Source organism: Leucobacter coleopterorum, assembly GCF_011382985.1.
In the GTDB taxonomy this organism is placed as follows: Bacteria; Actinomycetota; Actinomycetes; order Actinomycetales; family Microbacteriaceae; genus Leucobacter; species Leucobacter coleopterorum.
This window is the reverse complement of the sequence record NZ_CP049933.1, coordinates 388511-409627: the sequence shown is the minus strand read 5'-3', so window position 1 is coordinate 409627 and position 21117 is coordinate 388511. Positions and strand designations below refer to the sequence as shown.

Here is a 21117-nt window from a genome sequence, read left to right as displayed (position 1 = left end):
TAAAAGTGAGCTCTCGGTGGGGTGACGCTGGGTCTGGGTCAGGCCGGCGCTCCAGAAAGCCTTTAGCGCGGGCGCAGCGGCGAGTGCTGCTGCACCCAGCTGTACATCGCAACGGCGGCAGCGGCTGAGGCGTTGATCGAGCGGGTTGAGCCGTACTGCGTGATTTCAACAACGGCCTCGGCTGAGGCGACGGCCTCATCCGTCAGTCCCGGGCCTTCCTGACCGAACAGCATGACGCAGCGCTCGGGCCAGTCGAAGGTCTCCATCGGAACGCACCCCGGCACATTGTCGATCGCGATAATTGGGATGTCCTCTTCGCGGGCCCAAGCTGCGAGCGCGGCGACATCTTCACTGTGCTCGACATGCTGGTAGCGGTCGGTGACCATGGCGCCGCGCTTGTTCCAGCGGCGGCGTCCGACAATGTGGACGGTATCGGCGGCGAAGGCGTTCGCGCTGCGCACAATCGACCCGATGTTCATGTCGTGCTGCCAGTTTTCGATGGCGACGTGAAACTGATGGCGGTGCTCGTCGAGGTCGGCGACGATCGCTTCCATTTTCCAGTAGCGATAGCGATTGATCACGTTGCGGGAGTCGCCGTGTTCGAGCAGCTCGGGGTCGAAATGATCCTCTTCTGGCCACTCCTCTCGGCCACCCGGCCAGGGGCCAACTCCGAAGGTCGTTCGCTCGGCGCTCGGTTCGGGGGTGGGTTCAGGGTCGCGGGATTCAATCACCCGTCGATTCTCTCACCTGCGAGCGGAGATAGTGCCCGCCTGCACCGACACCGGGTCACCTGCGCGGGCGCGAAAACGGGTGCCTAGGCCGACGCGCGGGCCAACAGGCCCAGTTCTTCTGAGGTCAGCTCGACCCGCAGCGAGTCAAGCAACGCCGGAAGCTGCTCGGCCGAGCGGGCGCTCGCAATCGGTGCAGCGACTGTCGGCTGATCGCGGAGCCAGGCGAGGGCAACTGCGGCAACGGGAACATTGTGGTTCGCCGCAACCTCGTCAAGCCCGCCCAGCACACCAAGACCACGCTCGGTGAGGTACTCCGCGGCCTGGCCGGCGCGGGGGCTCGCGCCCGCCACACTCACATCGCTCGTCTCACGGTACTTGCCCGCCAAGAACCCCTTAGCGAGTGAGAAGTACGGGAACACGGCCAGCCCCTCGCGCTCCGCGACGGTGCGCAGCCCGTTCGATTCGAAGTCGCGCTCGACCAGGTTGTAGTGCGGCTGCAGTGCAACCGGAAGGTGGAAGCCACCGGCGCGCGCGATCCTGAACCACTCGTCGATGCGCTCGGCCGTGTAGTTTGAAACACCGATGGCCCGCACTTTGCCCTCGTCAACGAGCTTCGAGAACGCTTCGACAGTCTGCTCAAGAGGGGTTTCCTCGTCATCGAAGTGTGCGTAGTAGAGGTCGATGTGATCCGTCTGCAGACGCTTCAGCGAGGCCTCGGCCGCGGCATGCACGTTGGCGGCGGCAAGGCCAGCGAACGAGGGATGCGTCGAGACTTTTGTCGCAAGAAACACTTCTTCGCGATTGCCACGCGCCGTGAACCACTCTCCGAGAATCGTCTCGGACTCGCCGCCCGTGTGCCCCGGAACCCAGTGCGAGTACCCATCAGCGGTATCGATAGAGTCGCCACCACCCGCTACAAACGCGTCGAGCACATCAAACGAGGCTGCGCGATCAGCAGTCCAACCGAAAACGTTGCCGCCCAGCGTGAGCGGGGCGATTTCGACGCCGGTGCTGCCGATCTGGGTACGGGTTGCGGTTTCGGTCATGGTGCGCTCCTCTGTTTCGGTGGGTATCAAGCACGCTAACACCTCTGCGAAATCGCGGAACTTCTATTACGTTTATCGCGTCACACAAGTGGTGAGAAACACCATCAATTCGGTTGCATCATCCGCGCGAAACAAGACGTCTAGGGCCTCGTTAAACTCGAGCTGCCGCGCGTACGGCACACTCACGGATTCGTAACCGTGTTGCATCAGTTCACCAACCATCATGATGCGGGCTGTGCGTTTATTGCCGTCAAAATAGAACTGCGATCTCGTTGCAGAGCAGAAGTACGCGAGGGTCCGGGGTCATCGCCATCAACCACACCCTCGCCACGAAACACACCAGATGCGATGGCCTCATGTCGCGCGACCAGCGAATGCACTTGGTCGGTGACCGCTTTGTTGAGTTCGAACGCTCCTTCACGGACCCGCAGCATCATGAACTGGATGCCCGCCCGCAAGGCAAGGATCTGATCGGCCTCTTCAATTCGCTTACCCCCAACGCTGACACCATCAAGCAGTATTTGCACCTGAGGCAGGGTGAACGTGTTCCCTTCTAGCGCTGCAGCGTTCCAGACAAACTCGGGCAATGACCGCTCGAAGCGGTAGAGGGCACGGTCAGTTGGGGCGCTGGGAATGCGTTCGAAGTGGATGCGGGTGCGATCCCACACCCCAAGTACCCCACATGTCGTTTTTACTCACCGCAACTCACCACCCCTCTGTAATCTCGGCTGCGATGTCGCTCGCACCGATCCCGTGCAGGTCTACAACTACTTGCACCGGTGCCGCGTACCGCACCCGGCCGACCTCGGCGGCATCAACAAAGAGAAGGGACGGGCCACCGCAACCACATTCCCGGCTGGCTGGTAGCGTTCGACGCGACGAAAACCGCAGTGTGAATTGGCCTGGTTTGAGTTCCGATCTTTTACAAGGATGGAAGGGCCTTTACCCCGTTCAGTGGACACGCGGTAAAGACCCGGGTCAGGCGTTCCGTGAACCCGTTGCCGTGCAAAGGACGTGGGATTTCACAAACCACCCATGATCCGAATCTTCTAGCGAGGATAACCCAGGTGCTCCCTTGCGAGCTGGGGCATCCCCGCTCGCAAGGGAGCACCCCGCCTACCTACTCGTCAAGCAACTCTGCCTCAATCACCTCGTCTGGGTCACCCGGGAACCCCGGTTTCGGGGCGTGCAGGGCCTCAAGGGTCAGCGCCGAACCGTCACTCGCCACATCAACCCGCACGGCGTCACCATCGTGCACCTCGCCCGAGAGGATCGCCCGAGCGAGCCGATCGTCGATCTCGCGCTGCATGAGGCGGCGCAGCGGCCGTGCACCGTAGATAGGGTCATAACCACGCGAAGCGAGCCAGGTGCGTGATGCAGGGGTGACTCCAACAGTGAGGCGACGATCCGCGAGCCGTGACTGCAGCCGGTCGATCGACAGCTCGACAATCTGTGCCAGGTTCTCTTCTGAGAGCGGGTGAAAGATGACCATCTCGTCGAGCCGGTTAATGAACTCGGGCTTGAACGCACGCCGCACTGTTTCTTGCACGGCTCCCTCCTTCTCAGCCCAGCTCAAGTCGGGGTCAATGAGGTACTGGCTGCCAAGGTTCGAGGTGAGGATCAGGATCACGTTGCGGAAGTCAACCGTGCGGCCCTGGCCGTCCGTCAACCGTCCATCGTCGAGCACCTGCAGCAGCACATCGAAGACCTCGGGGTGCGCTTTTTCGACCTCGTCGAGCAGCACCACCGAGTACGGGCGCCGCCGCACAGCCTCGGTCAGCTGACCACCCTGTTCGTAGCCGACATAGCCCGGGGGCGCACCCACGAGGCGCGACACAGAGTGCTTCTCGCCATACTCCGACATGTCGATGCGCACCATGGCGTGCTCGTCGTCAAATAAGAACATGGCGAGCGCCTTCGCGAGCTCGGTCTTGCCGACACCGGTTGGGCCAAGAAACAGGAAGGAACCGGTCGGCCGGTTCGGGTCCGCTATGCCTGCACGAGTGCGCCGCACGGCGTCAGACACCGCGCGAACAGCCTCGCTCTGGCCGACCAGGCGCTTGCCCAACTCGCCCTCAAGGGCGAGCAGTTTTTCGGTCTCACCCTGCAGCAGTCGCCCGACTGGGATGCCGGTCCAGGCAGCGACCACACTGGCGATCTCTTCGTCGGTTACCTGGTCATTGACCATGCGCGGCTCTCCGTCGATCTCTTCCGACAGCTCAGCGCGCTCGGCCTCGGCCAGTTGCTTTTCGATCACCGGGATCTCACCGTAGAGCAGTTTCGAGGCGCGCTCAAGGTTGCCCTCGCGCTGCGCGCGCTCAGCATCAATGCGCATTTGGTCGAGCTTCTCGCGAAGCTCACCCACCCGGTTCAGTGAGGCACGCTCACGCTCCCACCGATCTTCAAGCACGTCAAGTTCGACCTGACGCACCGACAGATCTTCGCGCAGCTTTGCGAGGCGCTGCTTCGAGGCGTCGTCTTTCTCTTTTTTCAGCGCGAGCTCTTCGAGCTTCAGCCGATCCACCGCGCGCCGCAACTCATCGATCTCCATCGGGGCCGAGTCGATCTCCATGCGCAGCCGCGAAGCGGCCTCGTCGATCAGGTCGATCGCTTTGTCGGGCAGCTGACGCGCCGTGATGTAGCGGTCAGACAGCGCCGCGGCGGCCACCAGGGCGGAGTCGGCGATCGTCACTTTGTGGTGCGCTTCGTACCGCTCTTTCAGTCCGCGCAGGATTGCCACCGTGTCTTCAACACTCGGCTCACCGACGTAAACCTGCTGAAAGCGACGCTCAAGCGCAGCGTCTTTTTCGATGTACTCGCGGTACTCGTCGAGTGTCGTCGCGCCGATAAGCCGCAGTTCGCCGCGCGCGAGCATCGGCTTCAGCATCTGCGAGGCCGCCACCGAAGACTCACCACCGCCAGCACCCATCAGGGTGTGCAGTTCATCGATGAAGGTGATGAACTTGCCGTCAGAATCCTTAATCTCCTGAAGCACCGCCTTCATGCGCTCCTCGAATTCGCCGCGATACTTCGCACCGGCGATCAGCGCAGAAATATCGAGCGAGATCAGCTCTTTGTCTTTCAGTGACTCGGCGACGTCACCCGCAACGATTCGCTGCGCGAGCCCCTCGACAACGGCGGTTTTACCGACGCCGGGTTCACCGATCAACACGGGGTTGTTTTTTGTGCGGCGCGTGAGCACCTGGCTCACACGTCGAATTTCGGAGTCACGGCCAATGACCGGATCGAGCTTGCCGGATCGCGCAACCTCGGTGAGGTTCACGCCGAACTGCTCAAGCGCGCTCTGCTCGCCACCCTCGGGGGCGGGCTGCCAATTTGCCTGCATGTGCATCCTCTCTTGTGTCGCAAACTTGAGTGAATATGACTCAAGTTTACTGAAAGGAGACTATTTACGCTAGCCGCAGTTTTACCGTGGAGAGGAAGCCAGTGCCATGTCAGCCACACGGCCGCTCGACCCAAATGAATGCAAGCGAGAGCTCACTTTTGCATGTTTTCTCTCAGCGATTTCATGCAAAAGTGAGCTCTCGCGAACACAAGCGTCTTGTGCTCGTTAGGCTACGATCTTGATGCCCAGGGTTTTGGTGGGCACATCCTTGGTCTCACGCGCAGTGAAGGCGGCAAGCGCAGCGATGAGGCAGATCACGCCAGTAAAGACCGAGATGACAACCCATCCACCATCTTGGACTCCGCCAAGCGCTGCCACGATTGAGGGCGCAAAGCCTGCCATCAGGAAGCCAATCTGGGTGCCGATTGCCAGGCCAGAGAACCGCACTCGCGCGCTAAACATCTCACCATAGAACGACGGCCAGACGGCGTTTGCTGCCGCGTATCCGCACGAGAAGGTGAGGATCGCGAGACCAAATGTCAGCAACGCGCTGCCCGACGACATCGACAGCATGTAGAAGGGCATAAAGATCGCCGACGAGATCGCACCATAGATAAACACGGGCTTGCGTCCGATCCTGTCGGCGAGCATCGCGAAGAGCGGCTGCGTACCGAGTGCAACGATGTTTGCAACGACGACCAGCCACAGGGTCATGCTCTGCGGGAGTCCAACGACTACACCGTAAGCGATGGCAAGGTTGCCAAATACCGTTGACACTGCGGCAATGAACGCGCACAAAATAACGCGAAGCACGTCGCGCCAGTGGTCGCGCATGAGCGGGATAAGCGGGATCTTCGCGATGTCGCCCTGGGCCTTGGCCTCCTGGAAGGTGGGCGGTTCGTGCAGTGTCTTACGAATGTAGAACGTAACGAGCACCACCACGGCACTCAACCAGAACGGAAAACGCCACGCCCATTCGTATTTGAACGGGTTGTCATCGGCAAGCAGCGTGACCGGCAAAAAGACCATGGCCGCGAGAATCTGGCCACCCTGCGTACCCGACAGCGTCCAGGATGTGAAGAACGAGCGCCGATTGTCTGGCGCGTGCTCGAGCGTCATCGAGGAGGCGCCAGCTTGCTCGCCTGCTGCGGAAAGACCCTGCATTAATCGACAGAGCACCAAGAGGGCAGGCGCGAACCAGCCAATCTGTCCGAAGGTCGGCAGGCATCCAATTACAAAGGTTGCGATACCCATGAGCACCAGTGTGAACATCAGAACTCGCTGGCGTCCGATCCTGTCGCCGTAGTGTCCCAGGATCACCGCGCCAACCGGGCGCGCGATGTAGGCGAAGCCAAAGGTGGCGAGCGACATCACGAGTGAGGCTTGATCGCCGTCGGGGAAGAAGATATGCGGGAAGATCAACGCTGATGCGGTTCCGAAGATGAAAAAATCGTAATACTCGACCGCGCTCCCCATGAAGCTCGCGAGCGCCGCTTTCGCCGGGGTCTTTTTCACCTCGGTGGCTGCTGTGGTGGCTGACATTACTGGTACCTTTCTGGGTTTACCTCGTCGCCGTCGACGAGGCTTTGGAAGTGTGCTTGCATACGTTTAAGATCGGGATCGCGCCCGGTGACCAACTGAAATGTATCGGCTGCCTGAGCCACCGCCATGAGCCCGCCGTGCATGGTGCGGCAGCCCTTGGCGCGTGCTGCACGCAGCAGTTCTGTCTCAAGGGGTCGGTAAACGATGTCGGCAACCCAGTGCTCGGGCCGCAGCATTGCAACATCGAATGGGGTACCCGGGTGGTGATGCATACCGATCGGTGTGCACTGCACGATCCCCTCGCTGCTCGACAGCGCCACCTCGAGATCGTCGAATCCCCCGCTGTGCACCGTTGCCGCGTGGCGGCCAGCGAGACTCACCGCGACATCGTCTGCACGCTCGCGATCGAGGTCGATGATCGTCAGGTGTGCAACGCCGATGCGAAGCAGAGCGTCTCCCACGGCTGATCCTGCGCCACCCGCCCCCAGCATCACCACGTGATCGATTGCCGCACCCGACAGCCCCGTGCGAAATGCGCGCTCAAACCCGGTCGTGTCAGTGTTGTAGCCGATCCGGCCCTCCGCCGTGAGTAACACGGTATTGACCGCTCCAAGGGCTTTGGCAACCGGATCAACGTCGTCGAGAAACTGAATGACATCACGTTTGCATGGGTGGGTAATGTTGAGCGCATCGAACCCGAGCATCTCTGCCCAGTTGAGCACCTGTCGAAGATCTTGGGGATCAAGTTCGAGCGCAGTCAGGTCGATCGGGCGGTACACGTACTGTAGGCCCTGGGCACGCCCCTCAGCCATGTGCAACAGGGGTGTGAGCGACGGCGTAACGCCTGTTCCCACCAGTCCCGACAGATAAGCGTGCTCTCGCGTCACAGTACCCCTTTGTCCAAATCACCCGAAAGTTAATGTACTAACCGGTGAGTTAATTCTGCGTATTGCCACCCAAACTGTCAAGCGCAGCCCACAATCGCCCGTGACAGTTTATTAACCATTTGGTACATTAACGGCATGCGCACCTCAATCGCCACCGTTTGCCTCTCGGGCGGGCTCGTAGAAAAACTCCACGCCTGCGCCGCAGCGGGCTTCGACGGAGTCGAAATCATGGACTCCGACCTCGTCGCAGCCTACGAATCCCCCGAAGAGATCAGGGCGCTCTGTGCCCGTCTCGGGTTAAGGATCGATCTCTTCCAGCCGTTTCGAGATTTCGAGGGAGTTGACGAGCTTACTCTGCTTGAAAACCTGCGGCGGGCCAGGGCGAAGTTCGAGGTGATGCAGCGACTCGGCACAAACATGATGCTGCTGTGCAGCAACGTCGCAACGGCCACCGTCGCCGAGCCCGAGGTCGCAGCAGAACAGCTGGGCAGGCTCGCGGATCTGGCCGCAGAGTACGGCATCAGCATCGCCTACGAGGCACTCGCGTGGGGCAAATACGTGAGCGATTACCGCGACGCATGGAGGATCGTCGAACTCGCCGATCGCGCCAATCTTGGCATCTGCCTCGACAGTTTTCACGTACTCTCACGCGGCCACGACCCCTCGGGCATCGAGGCCATCGAACCCGACAAGCTCTTTTTCCTACAGCTCGCAGATGCGCCAGCTTTCGACATGGACGTGCTGTCGTGGAGCCGGCACCATCGACTGTTTCCTGGCGAAGGCAGCTTTGACCTCACTGGATTTCTTTCTCACGTGCTTCTTGCTGGCTACCGGGGACCACTCTCCCTCGAGGTGTTCAACGACACGTTTCGACAGACCGACGTACAGCGAACCGCAGCACACGCACTGCGGTCGCTGCGCTGGCTCAGCGACCGCACCGCAGCGCGCAATGGCTGGGAAGATCTGCAGATCGCCGTACCGCAGCCACCGCGAGCCTTTGACTTCGTTGAGATCGCGGGTGAAGACCTCGCGCCCGTCGAGGATCTGCTGAACAAACTCGGCTTCAGCTTCGGCGGGGGCCATCGCAGCAAACCCGTGCGACTGTGGCGAGCCGGCGACGCGCACGTGATCCTCAATGAGCAGCACCGCGCCCCCGGCACTCGTCTAGCTGGCGTCGGGTTTGTGGTCGAGGACGCCGCGGCCGCCGCGAAACGTGCGCTCGCAATCGGGGCACCGCCCGCGTTTAGGCGCACCTACGAGGGCGAATACCCGTTACCCGCCGTCTCCGCACCCGATGGCACAGGGGTGTACTGGAACTCACAGTCGGCGGCGGACTCGTGGCTCGTTGAGTTTCAGGGAGGAGAATCACCCACGGCCCAGGGCAACCTGCAGGGAGTAATCGACCACATTAACCTCGCGTACCCCTGGCAGGAATTCGACGAGGCGGTGCTCTTCAACACGAGTGCCCTCGCGCTCGATGCGGCGCCGTCGGCGGATTTGCCCGGGCCACGGGGGCTCGTGCGCAGCCAGGTCATGCGCACGGCAGATGGCGCCGTGCGGCTTGCGATGAACCTCGCACCCCCAACCGCACCACTACAACCGCGACACGTGGCCGTGCGAGTGAGCGATGCAATTGCCACCGCTCGACAGGCGAAGGGTCGTGGGCTCTCGTTCTTACCAATCCCAGCCAACTACTACGACGACCTCGACGCGCGCTTCGGACTCGATCCCGAACTGATCGCAGATCTACGCGCACTCGATCTCTTGTACGACCGCGATGAGAGCGGCGCGTTCATCCACTTTTACACCCCCATGATCGGCGATGTCTTCTTCGAGATCGTAGAGCGCGTTGGCGACTATGACGGTTACGGTGCCGCGAACGCACCTGTTCGGCTTGCGGTGCAGCGATCCGACGGGCAATGATAGCCATGTGAACGAACCCAGGTTGAAACAGCGCGATGCGGAGCGAACCAAAGCCGAGCTTCTTGCCGAGGCAACCTCAGTCTTCGCCGAGTCGGGGTACTCCGGCACACGGGTTGACGAAATCGCACGGCGCAGTAGCAGCACCAAGCGAATGATCTACTACTACTTTGGCAGCAAAGAACAGCTGTATCTCGCGGTGCTCGAGCAGTCGTACCGCGGCATTCGTGAGGCCGAGCAGGCACTCGATGTTGGGGATCTTGAGCCAGTTGAGGCACTCCGGCGACTCGCAGAGCTCACGTACGATCACCACCTGTCTCAGAGCAATTTCATTCGGCTTATTGCCATCGAGAACATTCACCGTGGGCGATTTATTCGGCAGATCGATTCTCTGCGGGAGCTAAGCAAACCCGCACTCGGGATCCTCGATAACATTCTGGCGCGGGGCCGCGAGAGTGGGGTTTTCCGCGCGGACGTTGACGCACTCGACGTCCACATGCTTATCAGCTCGTACTGCGTCTTCCAGGTCGCGAACCAGTACACCTTTGGCCACCTCTTCGACGTCAATCTCCAGGCCCCGAGCGCCGCGATCACCTGCGCCGCATGATCGGTGATGTTGTTGTGGCGTGGCTTGCTGTGCCGAGCAATTAGGGAAGGCACTGGACCCCCGAGCAGGAAGCATCCCCATGGCCAACTCAGCGAGCGGAGACTCGGTCATCGACCGTGTTGTGCGAATACTCGACACTTTCTCGGCAGACCGCATCACCCAAACGGCTAGCGAGATAGGTCGGCGCTCGGGGTTGCCCTCGTCAACAGCGCACCGACTCGTCGACGATCTCGTGGCCTCGGGGGTGCTCGAACGAGACGACGAGCACCGGGTTCGGCTCGGCATGCGGCTCTGGGAGCTTGCGCTTCGCGGCTCGACCGCGCTGCGCCTACGCCAAGTTGCACTGCCCCACATGGAGACAGTGCAATCCACAATTCGAGAGCACACGCAGCTTGCGGTGCTCGAGCAAGAGGAAGCGCTGTTTCTGGAGCGACTCTCGCACCCCAACGCGGGGGCCAACATCACCCGTGTAGCCGGTCGGCTCCCCCTGCACGCCTCCTCGTCGGGAATCGTGCTGCTTGCGCACGCCGATTCAGAACTCCGCGAGCGTGTTCTTGCAACGCCGCTGCGTGCTGTTGGCCCGAGCACAGTCACCGACCCGCAACACCTCAGAGGTCTATTGAGCGGCGTTCGCCGCACGGGCGTGGCCGTTTCGCCCGGCGCAATCGAAGCGGTGTCTACTGGCGTGGCCGTGCCGATCCGCGAGTCAGGATCGGTCGTGGCCGCGCTCTCCGTAGTTCTGCCGAGAGCCACTCCGACCGAACCAGCTGTCGCCGCGCTGAAGGCCGCCGCGTGGCTGATCGAGGCAGACCTCAAAGCGTATCGAACGCAGGCAAGCTTTCCTATTGAACGGGAAAAGAGCCGTTTCTGATTGCGTTTCCCGACACAATGATTTCAGCATCCATCCCCTCAAAGATGAAGGAATCTCACATGACCACCGAACGCACTCCGGTCGCCATTGTCGGAGCGGGTCCAGCCGGACTCCTCCTCTCTCACCTGCTTGCAGCAGCGGGCATCGAATCCATCGTGGTCGATAGTCGCAGCCGAACCGAGATCGAGCAGACAATTCGCGCGGGCATCCTGGAGCAGGGCACCGTCGAGGTGCTCGATTCAATCCCAGGCAGCCGCGCACGCACTGTCGGGCAACGGCACGACGGAATCGAACTTCATTTTGCGGGCGAGAGCCATCGCGTCGATTTTGCAGGCCTTCTCGGCCGCAGTGTCTGGCTGTACCCCCAGCATGAGGTTCTCAAAGACCTCATTGCTGCGCGGCTCGGTGCGGGCCAGGATCTCCGCTTCGGTGTCACCATCGACCGCGTCGAAGACACAGATTCCAATTCGCCGCGTCTGGTCGGTACGGACGCGGAGGGTGTGGCAATCAACATCGTCGCTGACTTTATTGTGGGGGCCGACGGTTCGCGCAGCGTTGTTCGCCCGACAATAACGGGCCCATCAAGCAACAACTACTTTCGGGAGTACCCATTCGCATGGTTCGGTGTCCTGTGCGAAGCCCCGCCAAGTTCAGACGAACTTATATACAGCAACTCTCCCAACGGCTTCGCCCTCATTAGCCAGCGCTCCGACACGGTGCAGCGCATGTACTTCCAGTGCGATCCACAAACCAACGTCAACGCGATGAGCGAGGCAGAACTCTGGGACACACTCCAGGCACGGGTGCCAGGCACCACACTCAAAGAGGGACCCATCTTTCAACGTGACGTTCTCCGGTTCCGCAGCTTCGTGGCGCATGAGCTACGCCGCGGCCGCACCGCACTCGTGGGTGACGCGGCGCACACGGTTCCCCCGACCGGGGCAAAGGGCATGAACCTCGCTGTCGCCGACGTTCTGCTACTCAACCAGGCACTGCAGGCGCTTTTGCTGCGCGGGGATGAGCGCCCACTCGACGCCTACGCAGAGACTGCCCTCAAGCGCATCTGGAAGGCGCAACACTTTTCGTGGTGGATGACCAACATGCTGCACCTCTCACCTGAGGCGAACAAATTCGATCAGCTGCGACAGCTCGGCGAGCTACGCTCCATCGTGGATTCCGAGGCCGGTCAGCGCTACCTCGCTGAGGCCTACACAGGTTGGCCCCTCGCCACATCTCTATAGCAAGGGGCCGAACCGGCGGCGTCCGCTAGACCGTGGACTCCGCCGGTTCTTGCGTTTCTGGCCGCACCTTCGCGGGCGCCTCCGACTTCGCTTCGATAGCCAGAGAGTTTTTCGGTAGGAACGCAATCGCGATCACCGCAATCACCGCGTCAGCCGAAAAGGCGTAGAACCCCCACGGGTAAGCGATCCCGGCCGTGACCAGAGTGCCAAGAATGAACGGCCCGCTGATCGCACCCGCTCGCCCAACACCGGCGGCCATGCCGAGGGCCGTACCCTTCGCCTGCACCGGATACAGCTGGCTCACGTACGCGTACACAAGCACCTGTGCCGAGAAGACAAAGACGCCGGCAATAAAGACAGCAATGTAGACAAGCAGCATGCCGTCGAGCCGGATACTGAGCGCCGCAAGAAACACGGCGGCGAGACCAAACCAGACCAGAGTGATTTTTTTAGTGCCGTTGCGATCGGCAAGACTGCCCGCAAGGATAAGACCAACGACGGCGCCAACATTCAGTAGCAGCAAGAGCGTGAGTCCCTGGCCAAGGTCGTAGCCGGCCTTACGCATAATCTCGGGCAACCAGGTATTGAGCCCGTACACCAGCAGCAGGCCCATAAACGAGGCGACGCAGATACCAATGCTAATGAGCGCGTAGGGACCGCGCAGCAGGGTCTTCGTTGCGGTAGATGCGGCTGGCGGATCCTCGTGTCCGGCGGCAGCGCGCTCACGAGCGAGCAAAAACGACTCCGACTCGGGCAGCTTGAGCGCGATGATGGGGAGCACGATGAGCCCAGCAACCCCACCGATCACAAACATCATGCGCCAGTCAGGAATAACCACGAGCGCAAGCAGCGCCGTGAGCACTGCCCCGACGTGATAGCCGGTCATGGTCAGGGTGGTGCCCCTGCCGCTGCGTTCGGCGGGAGTGAACTCGCTCATGTATGCGAGCACTGTCGGCAAACACGCGCCGAGCCCTAGCCCCGCGATAAAGCGGAATGTTCCGAACATCGCAACATTGGGCGACCACGCAATCGCCAGCGTCGCGACCGAAAAGAGCGCCACACACACGAGCAGTGGCATGCGACGGCCCCTGCTGTCGGCGATGGGCCCAATGAGGATCGCGCCAAGCCCAACTCCCACGAGTCCGATAGTTGCAACGAATGTGGAGGCTGCCGGGTTGAAACCGAGTTCTCCTGTGCCATTCAGCGTCGGAATGACTGTTCCGAGAACGACAAGGTCGAAGCCATCCAGCATGATCGTGATCCAGCACAGCACCACCGGCCAGCTGAGTCCACGCGCCGTCTTTGTACTCTGATTCATGTAAGCCTCTTTGCTTGAGTGACCTGGTGGGGAATGTCGCGCTGTCACCGCAACTCAATACTTCGCTGAGCGGAATAACTTTCGCAATGCGAACACTGGTCTAATAGTTATATCACAGCTTCGCTTTTTGGCGCTCTCGACCGGACCACCTCTCGGGCAGTCCAGCACGCACGAGGCGTTAGATCAGGCGCAGGTCAGCCTCAATGGCCACAGCCGTCTCGCGCAGCAGCGGAAGGTGGTGCTCGCGCAGGCGCTCAACCGAATCGCGACTCACGCTCATCGAAATATTGACGGCGGCAGCAACCCGACCATCGCGCCCACGCACGGGCACAGCCACCGAGCGTAAACCGACCTCAAGTTCACCGTCAACGATTGCCCAGCCCTGAACGCGCACGCGCGCCAACTCTTCGGCGAGCACCACCGCGTCGACCACAGTGCGCTCGGTAAGCGGGTCCAAATCACGGGCCTTGAGGATCACCTCAAGCTCAGCGGCCGGCAGCTCCGCGAGCAGCACACGCCCCATGCTCGTGGCATATGCCGGAAACCGGGTACCGATCGTGATGCCGACCGACATGATGCGTCGTGTGGGAACACGCGCGACATAGACGATCTCACTCCCGGCAAGCACCGCGGCCGAAACGGACTCGTCAACAGCGCGAGACAGCTTTTCGAGGTGCGGCTGCATGATCTCGGGTAGCGACAGCGCGGACAGGTAACTGAAGCCCAGTTCAAGTACCCGCGGTGTGAGCGCAAAGCGCTTGCCGTCACTGCGCACATACCCGAGCGCCTCAAGGGTTCGCAAAAAGCGGCGAGCAGCGGCGGGCGAGATCTCTGCACGCCTCGCCACCTCGCTGAGGCTCAACTCGGGGTTCTCAGCGTCGAACGAGCGAATGACTGTGAGACCGCGGGCGAGCGACTGCACAAAGACTCCAGCACTCTCTTCACCCACTGCTTCAGCCATGGGTTTACTCTATCGTTCGAGCACCACCGCGAGGCCCTGGCCGACGCCGATGCAGATCGCAACAACCGCAACCCCTGAACCTCGCCGCGCGAGCTCGTGCGCCGCGTGGCCGATAATCCGCCCACCAGACGCCCCCAGCGGGTGCCCCATCGCGAGGGCACCGCCGTGAATGTTGAGTTTTGCAGGGTCGAGTTCGGGCCAGCCCGCGAGGCAAGCAAGCGACTGTGAGGCAAAGGCTTCGTTGAGCTCGACCAGATCAACATCGGCCCAGGTTTTGCCCGCCTTCGCCAGTGCCTTGTTTGCGGCCTCGATGGGAGCGATGGGAAAGAAGTCAGGATCGACGCCGTGCGCGGCCCGCCCTACGATTCGCGCGAGGGGTTCACCCGGAAGCGCACCCTCGGCACCGAGCAACACCGCCGAGGCACCATCGTTAATCGACGAGGCGTTGCCCGCCGTCACGGTGCCGTCCGCGGCGAAGAGGGGCTTCAGGCCCGCAAGCTTTTCAACTGTGCTCTCGCGAATGCCCTCGTCGCGCCCGAGCTCGGCACCCGCAACCTGCACGATCTCGGAGTCGTAGACCCCGGCCGCCCACGCCTCTGCGGCGAGGCGGTGCGAGCGCACCGCAAACTGATCCTGCGCCTCGCGCGAGATGCCCCACTCTCGTGCGGTCTTTTCGGCCGCTTCTCCGTTCGAGATGGTCCAGTGTACGGGCAGTGCTCGGTTCGTCATGCGCCACCCGATAGCGGTGTTCCACATCGTCTGATTGCCGACCGCAGGCCAGGGTTTGGCGGATTTCTCGACAACAAAGGGGGCGCGGCTCATGGACTCAACGCCGCCAGCCAACACCACCTCGGCGTCACCCGTTTCGATTGCGCGCGACCCTTGGATCACCGCCTCAAGAGAAGAGGCGCACAGGCGATTGACCGTCACACCGGTGACGGTCGTGGGGAAGCCCGCGAGTAGCGCACCAAAGCGGGCCACGTTGCGGTTGTCTTCTCCGGCCTGGTTTGCGTCACCAAAGATGACGTCCGCGATCCTCTCGGGGTCTACCCCGGCTCGTTCAACCGTCGCCCGCATCACCGTCGCGGCGAGGTCGTCGGGTCGCACGCCGGAGAGGGCACCGCCCGCACGACCGAAGGGGGTGCGCACAGCGTCGTAGATATAGGTGCCGCTCATCGTGCCATCGCCGTCGCGTCGAGCAGAGCCAAGCCGGTGAGCTCTCGCAGTTCTTCAAGGGTGTTGTCGCCAAACAGCTCGCGCACCGCAAACCCGTCGGGGGTGACGTCGAAGACGGCGTGATCAGTGTAGACCCGCGACACGCAACCGACACCCGTGAGCGGATAGCTACACTCGGTCACGAGTTTCGACGCGCCCTGCTTTGTGAGCAGGTCGGTCATCACGTAAACCTTTTTGGCCCCGATCGCGAGATCCATTGCGCCGCCAACCGCGGGAATCGCACCCTCGGCACCCGTTGACCAGTTTGCGAGATCACCGTTCTCCGCGACCTGAAAAGCCCCGAGCACACACACGTCGAGGTGACCACCGCGCATCATGCCAAACGAGTCAGCGTGATGGAAGTAAGCGGCACCGGGCAAAGCGGTGACCGCCTGTTTGCCCGCGTTGATCAGATCGGGATCAACACGGCCCGGCTCGGGGCGGGGCCCATGCCGAGCATGCCGTTTTCGGTGTGCAGAATAATCTCGCGCTCGCGCGGAAGCGCGTCGGCCACGAGTGTGGGCGCACCGATCCCGAGGTTCACAATCGAACCCTCGGGAATATCGGCGGCGATGCGAGCCGCGAGTTCTTGCCTGCTAATTTTGGTGGTCATCGTGTCGCCTCCGCCTCTCCGGTCAGGGGCTGTCCTTCAATGTCTACCCCTCCAACAAACTCGTCACCGCTCAACCAGCGGCGGTCACCAACCGCGACCACGCGATCGACGAAGATGCCAGGAGTCACTACGGATTCGGGATCGAGCGCGCCCAGTTCGACAATGTGGTCGACCTGAGCGATCGTCGTTGTGGCGGCCGCGGCCATGATCGGACCAAAGTTGCGGGCCGTTTCGCGGTACACGAGGTTGCCCCAGCGGTCTGCGACCCGCGCGCTAATCAGCGCGAAGTCGGCCTTGATTGGGTACTCGAGCACATACTGGCGCCCGTCGATTTCGCGGGTCTCCTTCCCCTCAGCGAGCCGTGTGCCAACACCGGTCGGCGTGAAAAACCCGCCGATACCGGCGCCCGCAGCGCGGATGCGCTCGGCCAGGTTGCCCTGCGGCACAAGCTCGAGCTCGATCACGCCCTCGCGGTAAAGGCCGTCGAAGACCCATGAGTCGGCCTGGCGCGGGAACGAGCAGATGATCTTTTTGACCCGCCGCTTCGCGAGCAGGGCGGCGAGACCTGTGTCGCCGTTGCCTGCGTTGTTGTTCACGATGGTGAGATCACCGGCACCCTGAGCAATGAGCGCGTCAATGAGCTCAATCGGTTGGCCGGCACGACCGAAGCCCCCGATCATCACCGTTGCCCCGTCAGGAATCCTTGCTACCGCAGCTTCGGCGGACGACACAGACTTATCGATCACGAGTGGCCTCCTTTGGTACGTGAGTTGGTTCCGATCACGAGATCAAGTTTTCGCTTAGCGAACTACTCTTCGCTACACGAAAGCAGTCTACACCCTCACCGCACATCCCCAAGTTCACGCAGCACTCGCTCCGCGAGCTTAAAGGCCGTGTTCGCCGCAGGAACACCGCAGTAGAGACCCGCTTGCAGAATCACCTCCTTAATCTCAGCGACCGTCAGTCCGTTACTCCTCGCGGCACGCACGTGCATCTCAAACTCGTCGTGGTGGCCAAGTGCAATCATGGCCGTCAGCACAGCAACCGAGCGCGAGCGGCGATCCAACCCCGGTCGCGACCAAATGTCACCCCAGGCCGTGCGCGTGATGAAGCCTTGAAAGTCACTAGTGAACTCTGTGATCGACTCGTTTGCCCGATCCACGTGGGCGTCAGACAGCACTTCGCGCCGCACGACCATGCCGCGTTCGTAGCGTTCCGCATCGCTGAGACCCACACCGCCGCTCACGCTGCCACCTCGCCAAAAAACTCGAGCAGTGCCGCGCTCACAGCGTCGGCCTGCTCAGCGGGCGGCTGGTGCGCTGCACCCTCAATGATCACCTTGCGAGCATTCGGCACACCCGCAACGATCTCGTCCTGACGACCCTCAGGGGCAACCCCGTCGAACTCGCCCCCATTGCAAGAATCGGGACGCGGATCTCGCTCAGCCGGCTGCGCAGATCGTACCCTCCAAGCGCCTCGGCGCAGCGCGCGTACCCCTCGTCGGAGACACCCTGCAGCACCCGCAAGATGCGACCGGTCATCTCCGGCTCGTTGGCGATCGAGTCGGGGGCGAACCACGCCTGCGCCGACGAAATCACAAGTGAAGATGTCGACTGCTCACGCACCTTCGCGGCACGTGCCTCCCAGTGTTCCGCACTGCCGAGTGAGGCGGCAGAGGCAATGATCGCCGCACCGGCGAACACATCGGGGTGGTGCAGTGCGAGCGTCAGGCCGAGCGCCCCACCGATCGACACACCCGCATACAGTGCGGGTCCGTCTGCCAGGTCGCGTGTCCCGCGCGCCACCGCAGCCGCGAGTTCCTCCATGCTGAACGGTTCGCTGGGCACGGGGGCCGCGTCGTGGCCGGGCAGCGCCAGCAGAGTCACTCGGTAATGCTCCGCCAGAACGGGAACAACGCGCTCCCAGATGAGCGGGCCCGTGCCGAGCGAGTGACCGAGCACTACGAGTGGTCGCCCCTCGGGGCCAACTGGCACGGTGAAGGTTACTTCAGGAACGGTCATTCAGGGTCTCCAGGATCAGAGGTAAACGGGATTCTAAAAGTGTTATTGAGCGAGATCATCGACATAACGCCCGGCGAGGCCGGTGTATTTTGCCGGGTCAAGCAGCTCGGCGATGTCAATGCCGGCCTGCGCGATTGCCGGTTCGGCCAGCAACAGTTCGCCCAGGTCGGCACCCGCGCCAGCAGCAGCCACAATCTGGCGCACGCGATCCGCACCAAGCACTGGCCCAAGCACCAGCGACAACCGCTCCGCAACGATCAACCCGCGGCTGAGCCCGAGGTTGCGCTGCACCGCGGCGTCGTTCACGCGCAGGCCGCTGACTAGTTGCTTTGCGTGTGTGCTCGCTCCGCGGGCAAGGCGCAGCAGTTCGCGCAGCGTCGGCCACTCCGCGTGCCAGGCGCCGTCGGGGCGTTCATCGACGGCGAGCGCGGCGGCCGTGTGCAGTGTGGCGGCGAGCTGGGGGGCACGCAGGGCAGCCGAGCGGATCAGGATCGAGCGAGCGGGGTTCTGCTTCTGAGGCATCGCAGAGGATCCTCCGCCCTCTCCCTCAGCCAACTCCCCAATCTCAGTTCGACTCAGGGTGGCTACGTCTGCGGCGATCACTCCAAGCGCGTCGGTCACCTGTGCCAGCGCGTCACCGAGTTCGGTAACCGGCCACCGTTGCGTGTGCCAGGGGCGACGGGTGCGGCAAGGCCGAGCTCCGCTGCGAAAGCCACGGGCAACTGACGAGCCGCCTCTTCCCCAGCAATCTGCACAAACGAAGCAAGGGTGCCGCCCGCTCCCGCGAGTTGCGCAGGTAGCTCATTCGTTGCTGTTTCCAGGCGCAGGATCGCGCGCGCCACTCCGCGCGCCCAGCCCGCCGCGCGCAGGCCAAGTGTTGTTGGCACGGCATGCTGGGTCAGTGTTCGGGCGGCGGCAACCTCGTCGCGGTGATTCGCGGCGAACTGCACGAGGGCTGCTTGGGTCGCGCGCAAATCATCGAGAGTTGTGGTCGCCGCGCGCTGGGCGATCAGCATGAGCGCCGAGTCGAGCATGTCTTGACTTGTTGCACCGCGGTGCACCCATGCGCAAACATCCTCGGGCACACGCGAACGCAGCTCACCCACGAGCGGGATGACAGGGTTGCCCCCGGCCGCAGCCTCTCCCGCGAGTCGTTGAAGGGGCACCCCGTGCTGCACGCAGGGTCGCCCCACACCTTTCCATCCGAGGGCGTCAGAAACTGAATCGGCCGCGCCCTGCGGGGCAACACCGACAGCCGCCCAGGCGCGAGTAAGCGCCACCTCAGCCGCGACCAACGCTCCCAGCACCTCATCGTCACCGACTTCGGAGTCGTGCCCAATCGATACGGGTGAGAGCAGTCCGAAGTCGGTAAACGATGCGGCGTCTGAGACAGCGGGGTCAGTAGGCAAGGAACACAGTCTCTTTCTCACCCTGCAGGTAAATGTCGTGGCTGAGATAACCCTCGGGCGTTCGGGTTGCAACGAGCGTAGCGCGCTCGTCGGCCGTGAGCGAGGAAAGCAGCGAATCTGCACTCAGCAGTTCGTCGTTCTCCGGCAGATAGATACGGGTGTGAAGTTTGTCTGGCAGCCCTCGCGCGTAGACGATTGCGGCGAAGAAAGGTGCCTCACCGTCAACCGACCCGGGGTTGCGAGTCCAGAATTCGTAGTGCCCCTCATCGCTCGTGAATGCGCGACCAAAGCCGGTAAAGGTGTGATCATCGCGCTTGAACGTGCCGCGGGCCCGTGACACGCTGCCGTCGGAATCGGCCGCGAAGATCTCAATCATCGAGTCAGGGATCGGGTTGCCAGCGCCGTCATACACCGTTCCGCTCAGCACGATGGCCCCGGGCGAGTGTGGAAAGGCAACCTCGTGCTTTTTCGGAAACGTCGTGCCATAGGCGAAGAACGGACCAACGGTTTGGCCGGGTGTGGCCTCGTGCGTCTTCGCTGGCACGCCAGCAAGTGTGTGCTTTGTCATTAGTGATCCCCTTCTTCGGGCTCAAACCAGGTGGCGTTGGGTCCGTCGAGCACAATATCGAAGCGGTAGCCCATCGAGAATTCGGGAACCGTCAGGTCGTGGTCATACACACCGACGAGCCGGTCGCGGTCACGCTGATCCCGAATCGTGTTGTAGATCGGGTCGAGCGGGAACAGCGGATCGCCAGGGAAGTACATCTGGGTCACGATGCGCTGTGTGAACGACGGACCAAACACCGAGAAGTGAATGTGGGCGGGCCGCCAGGCATTGACGTGATTTTTCCAGGGGTAGGGTCCCGGCTTGATCGAGGTAAAGGTGTACTCACCGTTGTCATCGGTGATAGCACGACCCGCGCCTGTAAAGTTCGGGTCGAGCGGTGCTGGGTGCTGATCCCGCTGGTGAATGTAGCGCCCGGCAGAGTTGGCCTGCCAGATCTCGATGAGCTGGTTGCGCTGCGGGCGGCCCCACGAGTCGAGCAGTCGGCCCGTCACCGTGATGCGCTCGCCGAGCGGCTCACCGCTGTGCTGCAGCGTGAGATCGGACTCGATCGCTGCAACGTCGCGCTGCCCGTAAGCGGGTGACCACAGCTCGATGGTTTCGGGATCCACCAGCTTCAGGTTTTTGGTGGGGTGCCGCAGCAAGCTCGAGCGGTACGGCGGAAAGTTGTGCATCGTGCGGGGCAGTTGCTCGCCGCCGGCAACGCGCTGCGCGTACTCACTGTGCAACGCAGCTGTCTCAGCATTGATCTGCGACTGCGACACCTGGTCGGGCGAAGCAAGCAGCGATTCGGGTGCCGCCGCCTGGCGTGGTTGAGGGGTCAT

20 protein-coding genes and 1 pseudogene are annotated in these 21117 nt (G+C 62.2%); 4 read left to right on the top strand and 17 right to left on the bottom strand.

The features are described 5' to 3' along the window. Positions 1-62 precede the first annotated feature (62 nt). From G7066_RS01950 to G7066_RS01925, 6 genes are all read right to left on the bottom strand, one after another. Entirely contained in the window at positions 63-728 is a 666-nt protein-coding gene (locus tag G7066_RS01950; protein ID WP_166331858.1) for a TrmH family RNA methyltransferase, read from the bottom strand. Positions 729-814: 86 nt separating this feature from the next. Beyond that, the gene (locus tag G7066_RS01945; RefSeq protein ID WP_166328641.1) at positions 815-1777 is read right to left on the bottom strand and encodes an aldo/keto reductase; all 963 of its coding nucleotides are present in this window, start codon (positions 1775-1777) and stop codon (positions 815-817) included. A 221-nt stretch (positions 1778-1998) separates the two neighbouring features. Next, on the bottom strand, positions 1999-2445 hold the full coding sequence (locus tag G7066_RS01940) for a Fic family protein (protein ID WP_166328639.1): 447 nt from the start codon (positions 2443-2445) through the stop codon (positions 1999-2001). 452 nt (positions 2446-2897) lie between these two features. Next, positions 2898-5123 carry an ATP-dependent Clp protease ATP-binding subunit gene (locus tag G7066_RS01935; RefSeq protein WP_166328615.1) on the bottom strand — a complete coding sequence of 742 codons (2226 nt, stop codon included), beginning with the start codon at positions 5121-5123 and terminating at the stop codon, positions 2898-2900. A 225-nt stretch (positions 5124-5348) separates the two neighbouring features. After that, entirely contained in the window at positions 5349-6665 is a 1317-nt protein-coding gene (locus tag G7066_RS01930; protein ID WP_166328613.1) for an MFS transporter, read from the bottom strand. Then, positions 6665-7552: a shikimate dehydrogenase gene (locus G7066_RS01925; RefSeq protein ID WP_166328611.1), complete on the bottom strand. Its 888-nt coding sequence runs from the start codon at positions 7550-7552 to the stop codon at positions 6665-6667. The genes G7066_RS01930 and G7066_RS01925 overlap by 1 nt, the downstream gene beginning before the upstream one ends. A gap of 135 nt (positions 7553-7687) precedes the next feature. On the opposite strand from G7066_RS01925, the gene G7066_RS01920 reads away from it, so the two are divergent. The 4 genes from G7066_RS01920 (at position 7688) to G7066_RS01905 (ending at position 12191) form a co-directional block, all read left to right on the top strand. Beyond that, complete coding sequence (locus G7066_RS01920) at positions 7688-9475, top strand: bifunctional sugar phosphate isomerase/epimerase/4-hydroxyphenylpyruvate dioxygenase family protein (protein ID WP_166328609.1); 1788 nt, start codon at positions 7688-7690, stop codon at positions 9473-9475. Positions 9476-9482: 7 nt separating this feature from the next. After that, positions 9483-10079: a TetR/AcrR family transcriptional regulator gene (locus tag G7066_RS01915; protein ID WP_244303168.1), complete on the top strand. Its 597-nt coding sequence runs from the start codon at positions 9483-9485 to the stop codon at positions 10077-10079. Between the two features lie 79 nt (positions 10080-10158). Beyond that, complete coding sequence (locus G7066_RS01910) at positions 10159-10950, top strand: IclR family transcriptional regulator (RefSeq protein WP_166328607.1); 792 nt, start codon at positions 10159-10161, stop codon at positions 10948-10950. 59 nt (positions 10951-11009) lie between these two features. After that, entirely contained in the window at positions 11010-12191 is a 1182-nt protein-coding gene (locus G7066_RS01905) for a 4-hydroxybenzoate 3-monooxygenase (RefSeq protein ID WP_166328605.1), read from the top strand. 25 nt (positions 12192-12216) lie between these two features. On the opposite strand, the gene G7066_RS01900 is transcribed toward G7066_RS01905, so the two are convergent. From G7066_RS01900 to pcaH, 11 genes and pseudogenes are all read right to left on the bottom strand, one after another. Beyond that, the gene (locus G7066_RS01900; protein ID WP_166328603.1) at positions 12217-13509 is read right to left on the bottom strand and encodes an MFS transporter; all 1293 of its coding nucleotides are present in this window, start codon (positions 13507-13509) and stop codon (positions 12217-12219) included. Positions 13510-13687: 178 nt separating this feature from the next. Next, positions 13688-14470 carry an IclR family transcriptional regulator domain-containing protein gene (locus tag G7066_RS01895; protein ID WP_166328601.1) on the bottom strand — a complete coding sequence of 261 codons (783 nt, stop codon included), beginning with the start codon at positions 14468-14470 and terminating at the stop codon, positions 13688-13690. 9 nt (positions 14471-14479) lie between these two features. Continuing rightward, a complete protein-coding gene (locus G7066_RS01890) occupies positions 14480-15646 on the bottom strand; it encodes a thiolase family protein (RefSeq protein WP_166328599.1) in 1167 nt (388 codons plus the stop codon). Beyond that, positions 15643-16298, bottom strand: a pseudogene (locus G7066_RS01885) (3-oxoacid CoA-transferase subunit B). The gene G7066_RS01890 and the pseudogene G7066_RS01885 overlap by 4 nt, the downstream one beginning before the upstream one ends. Next, entirely contained in the window at positions 16295-17044 is a 750-nt protein-coding gene (locus G7066_RS01880; RefSeq protein ID WP_166328597.1) for a 3-oxoacid CoA-transferase subunit A, read from the bottom strand. Before G7066_RS01880 ends, G7066_RS01885 begins: the two are co-directional and overlap by 4 nt. Before the next feature lie 95 nt (positions 17045-17139). After that, positions 17140-17544: a 4-carboxymuconolactone decarboxylase gene (gene pcaC, locus G7066_RS01875; protein ID WP_280116187.1), complete on the bottom strand. Its 405-nt coding sequence runs from the start codon at positions 17542-17544 to the stop codon at positions 17140-17142. An 88-nt stretch (positions 17545-17632) separates the two neighbouring features. Further along, positions 17633-18319: an alpha/beta fold hydrolase gene (locus tag G7066_RS01870; protein ID WP_244303167.1), complete on the bottom strand. Its 687-nt coding sequence runs from the start codon at positions 18317-18319 to the stop codon at positions 17633-17635. Between the two features lie 42 nt (positions 18320-18361). Further along, the gene (locus tag G7066_RS16765) at positions 18362-18940 is read right to left on the bottom strand and encodes a lyase family protein (RefSeq protein ID WP_280116186.1); all 579 of its coding nucleotides are present in this window, start codon (positions 18938-18940) and stop codon (positions 18362-18364) included. After that, positions 18937-19728, bottom strand: coding sequence for a lyase family protein (locus G7066_RS16760; RefSeq protein WP_280116185.1), 792 nt, complete (start codon positions 19726-19728; stop codon positions 18937-18939). Before G7066_RS16760 ends, G7066_RS16765 begins: the two co-directional genes overlap by 4 nt. Beyond that, positions 19718-20296: a protocatechuate 3,4-dioxygenase subunit alpha gene (gene pcaG / locus G7066_RS01860; RefSeq protein ID WP_166328595.1), complete on the bottom strand. Its 579-nt coding sequence runs from the start codon at positions 20294-20296 to the stop codon at positions 19718-19720. Before pcaG ends, G7066_RS16760 begins: the two co-directional genes overlap by 11 nt. After that, entirely contained in the window at positions 20296-21117 is an 822-nt protein-coding gene (gene pcaH, locus G7066_RS01855) for a protocatechuate 3,4-dioxygenase subunit beta (RefSeq protein ID WP_166328593.1), read from the bottom strand. The genes pcaG and pcaH overlap by 1 nt, the downstream gene beginning before the upstream one ends.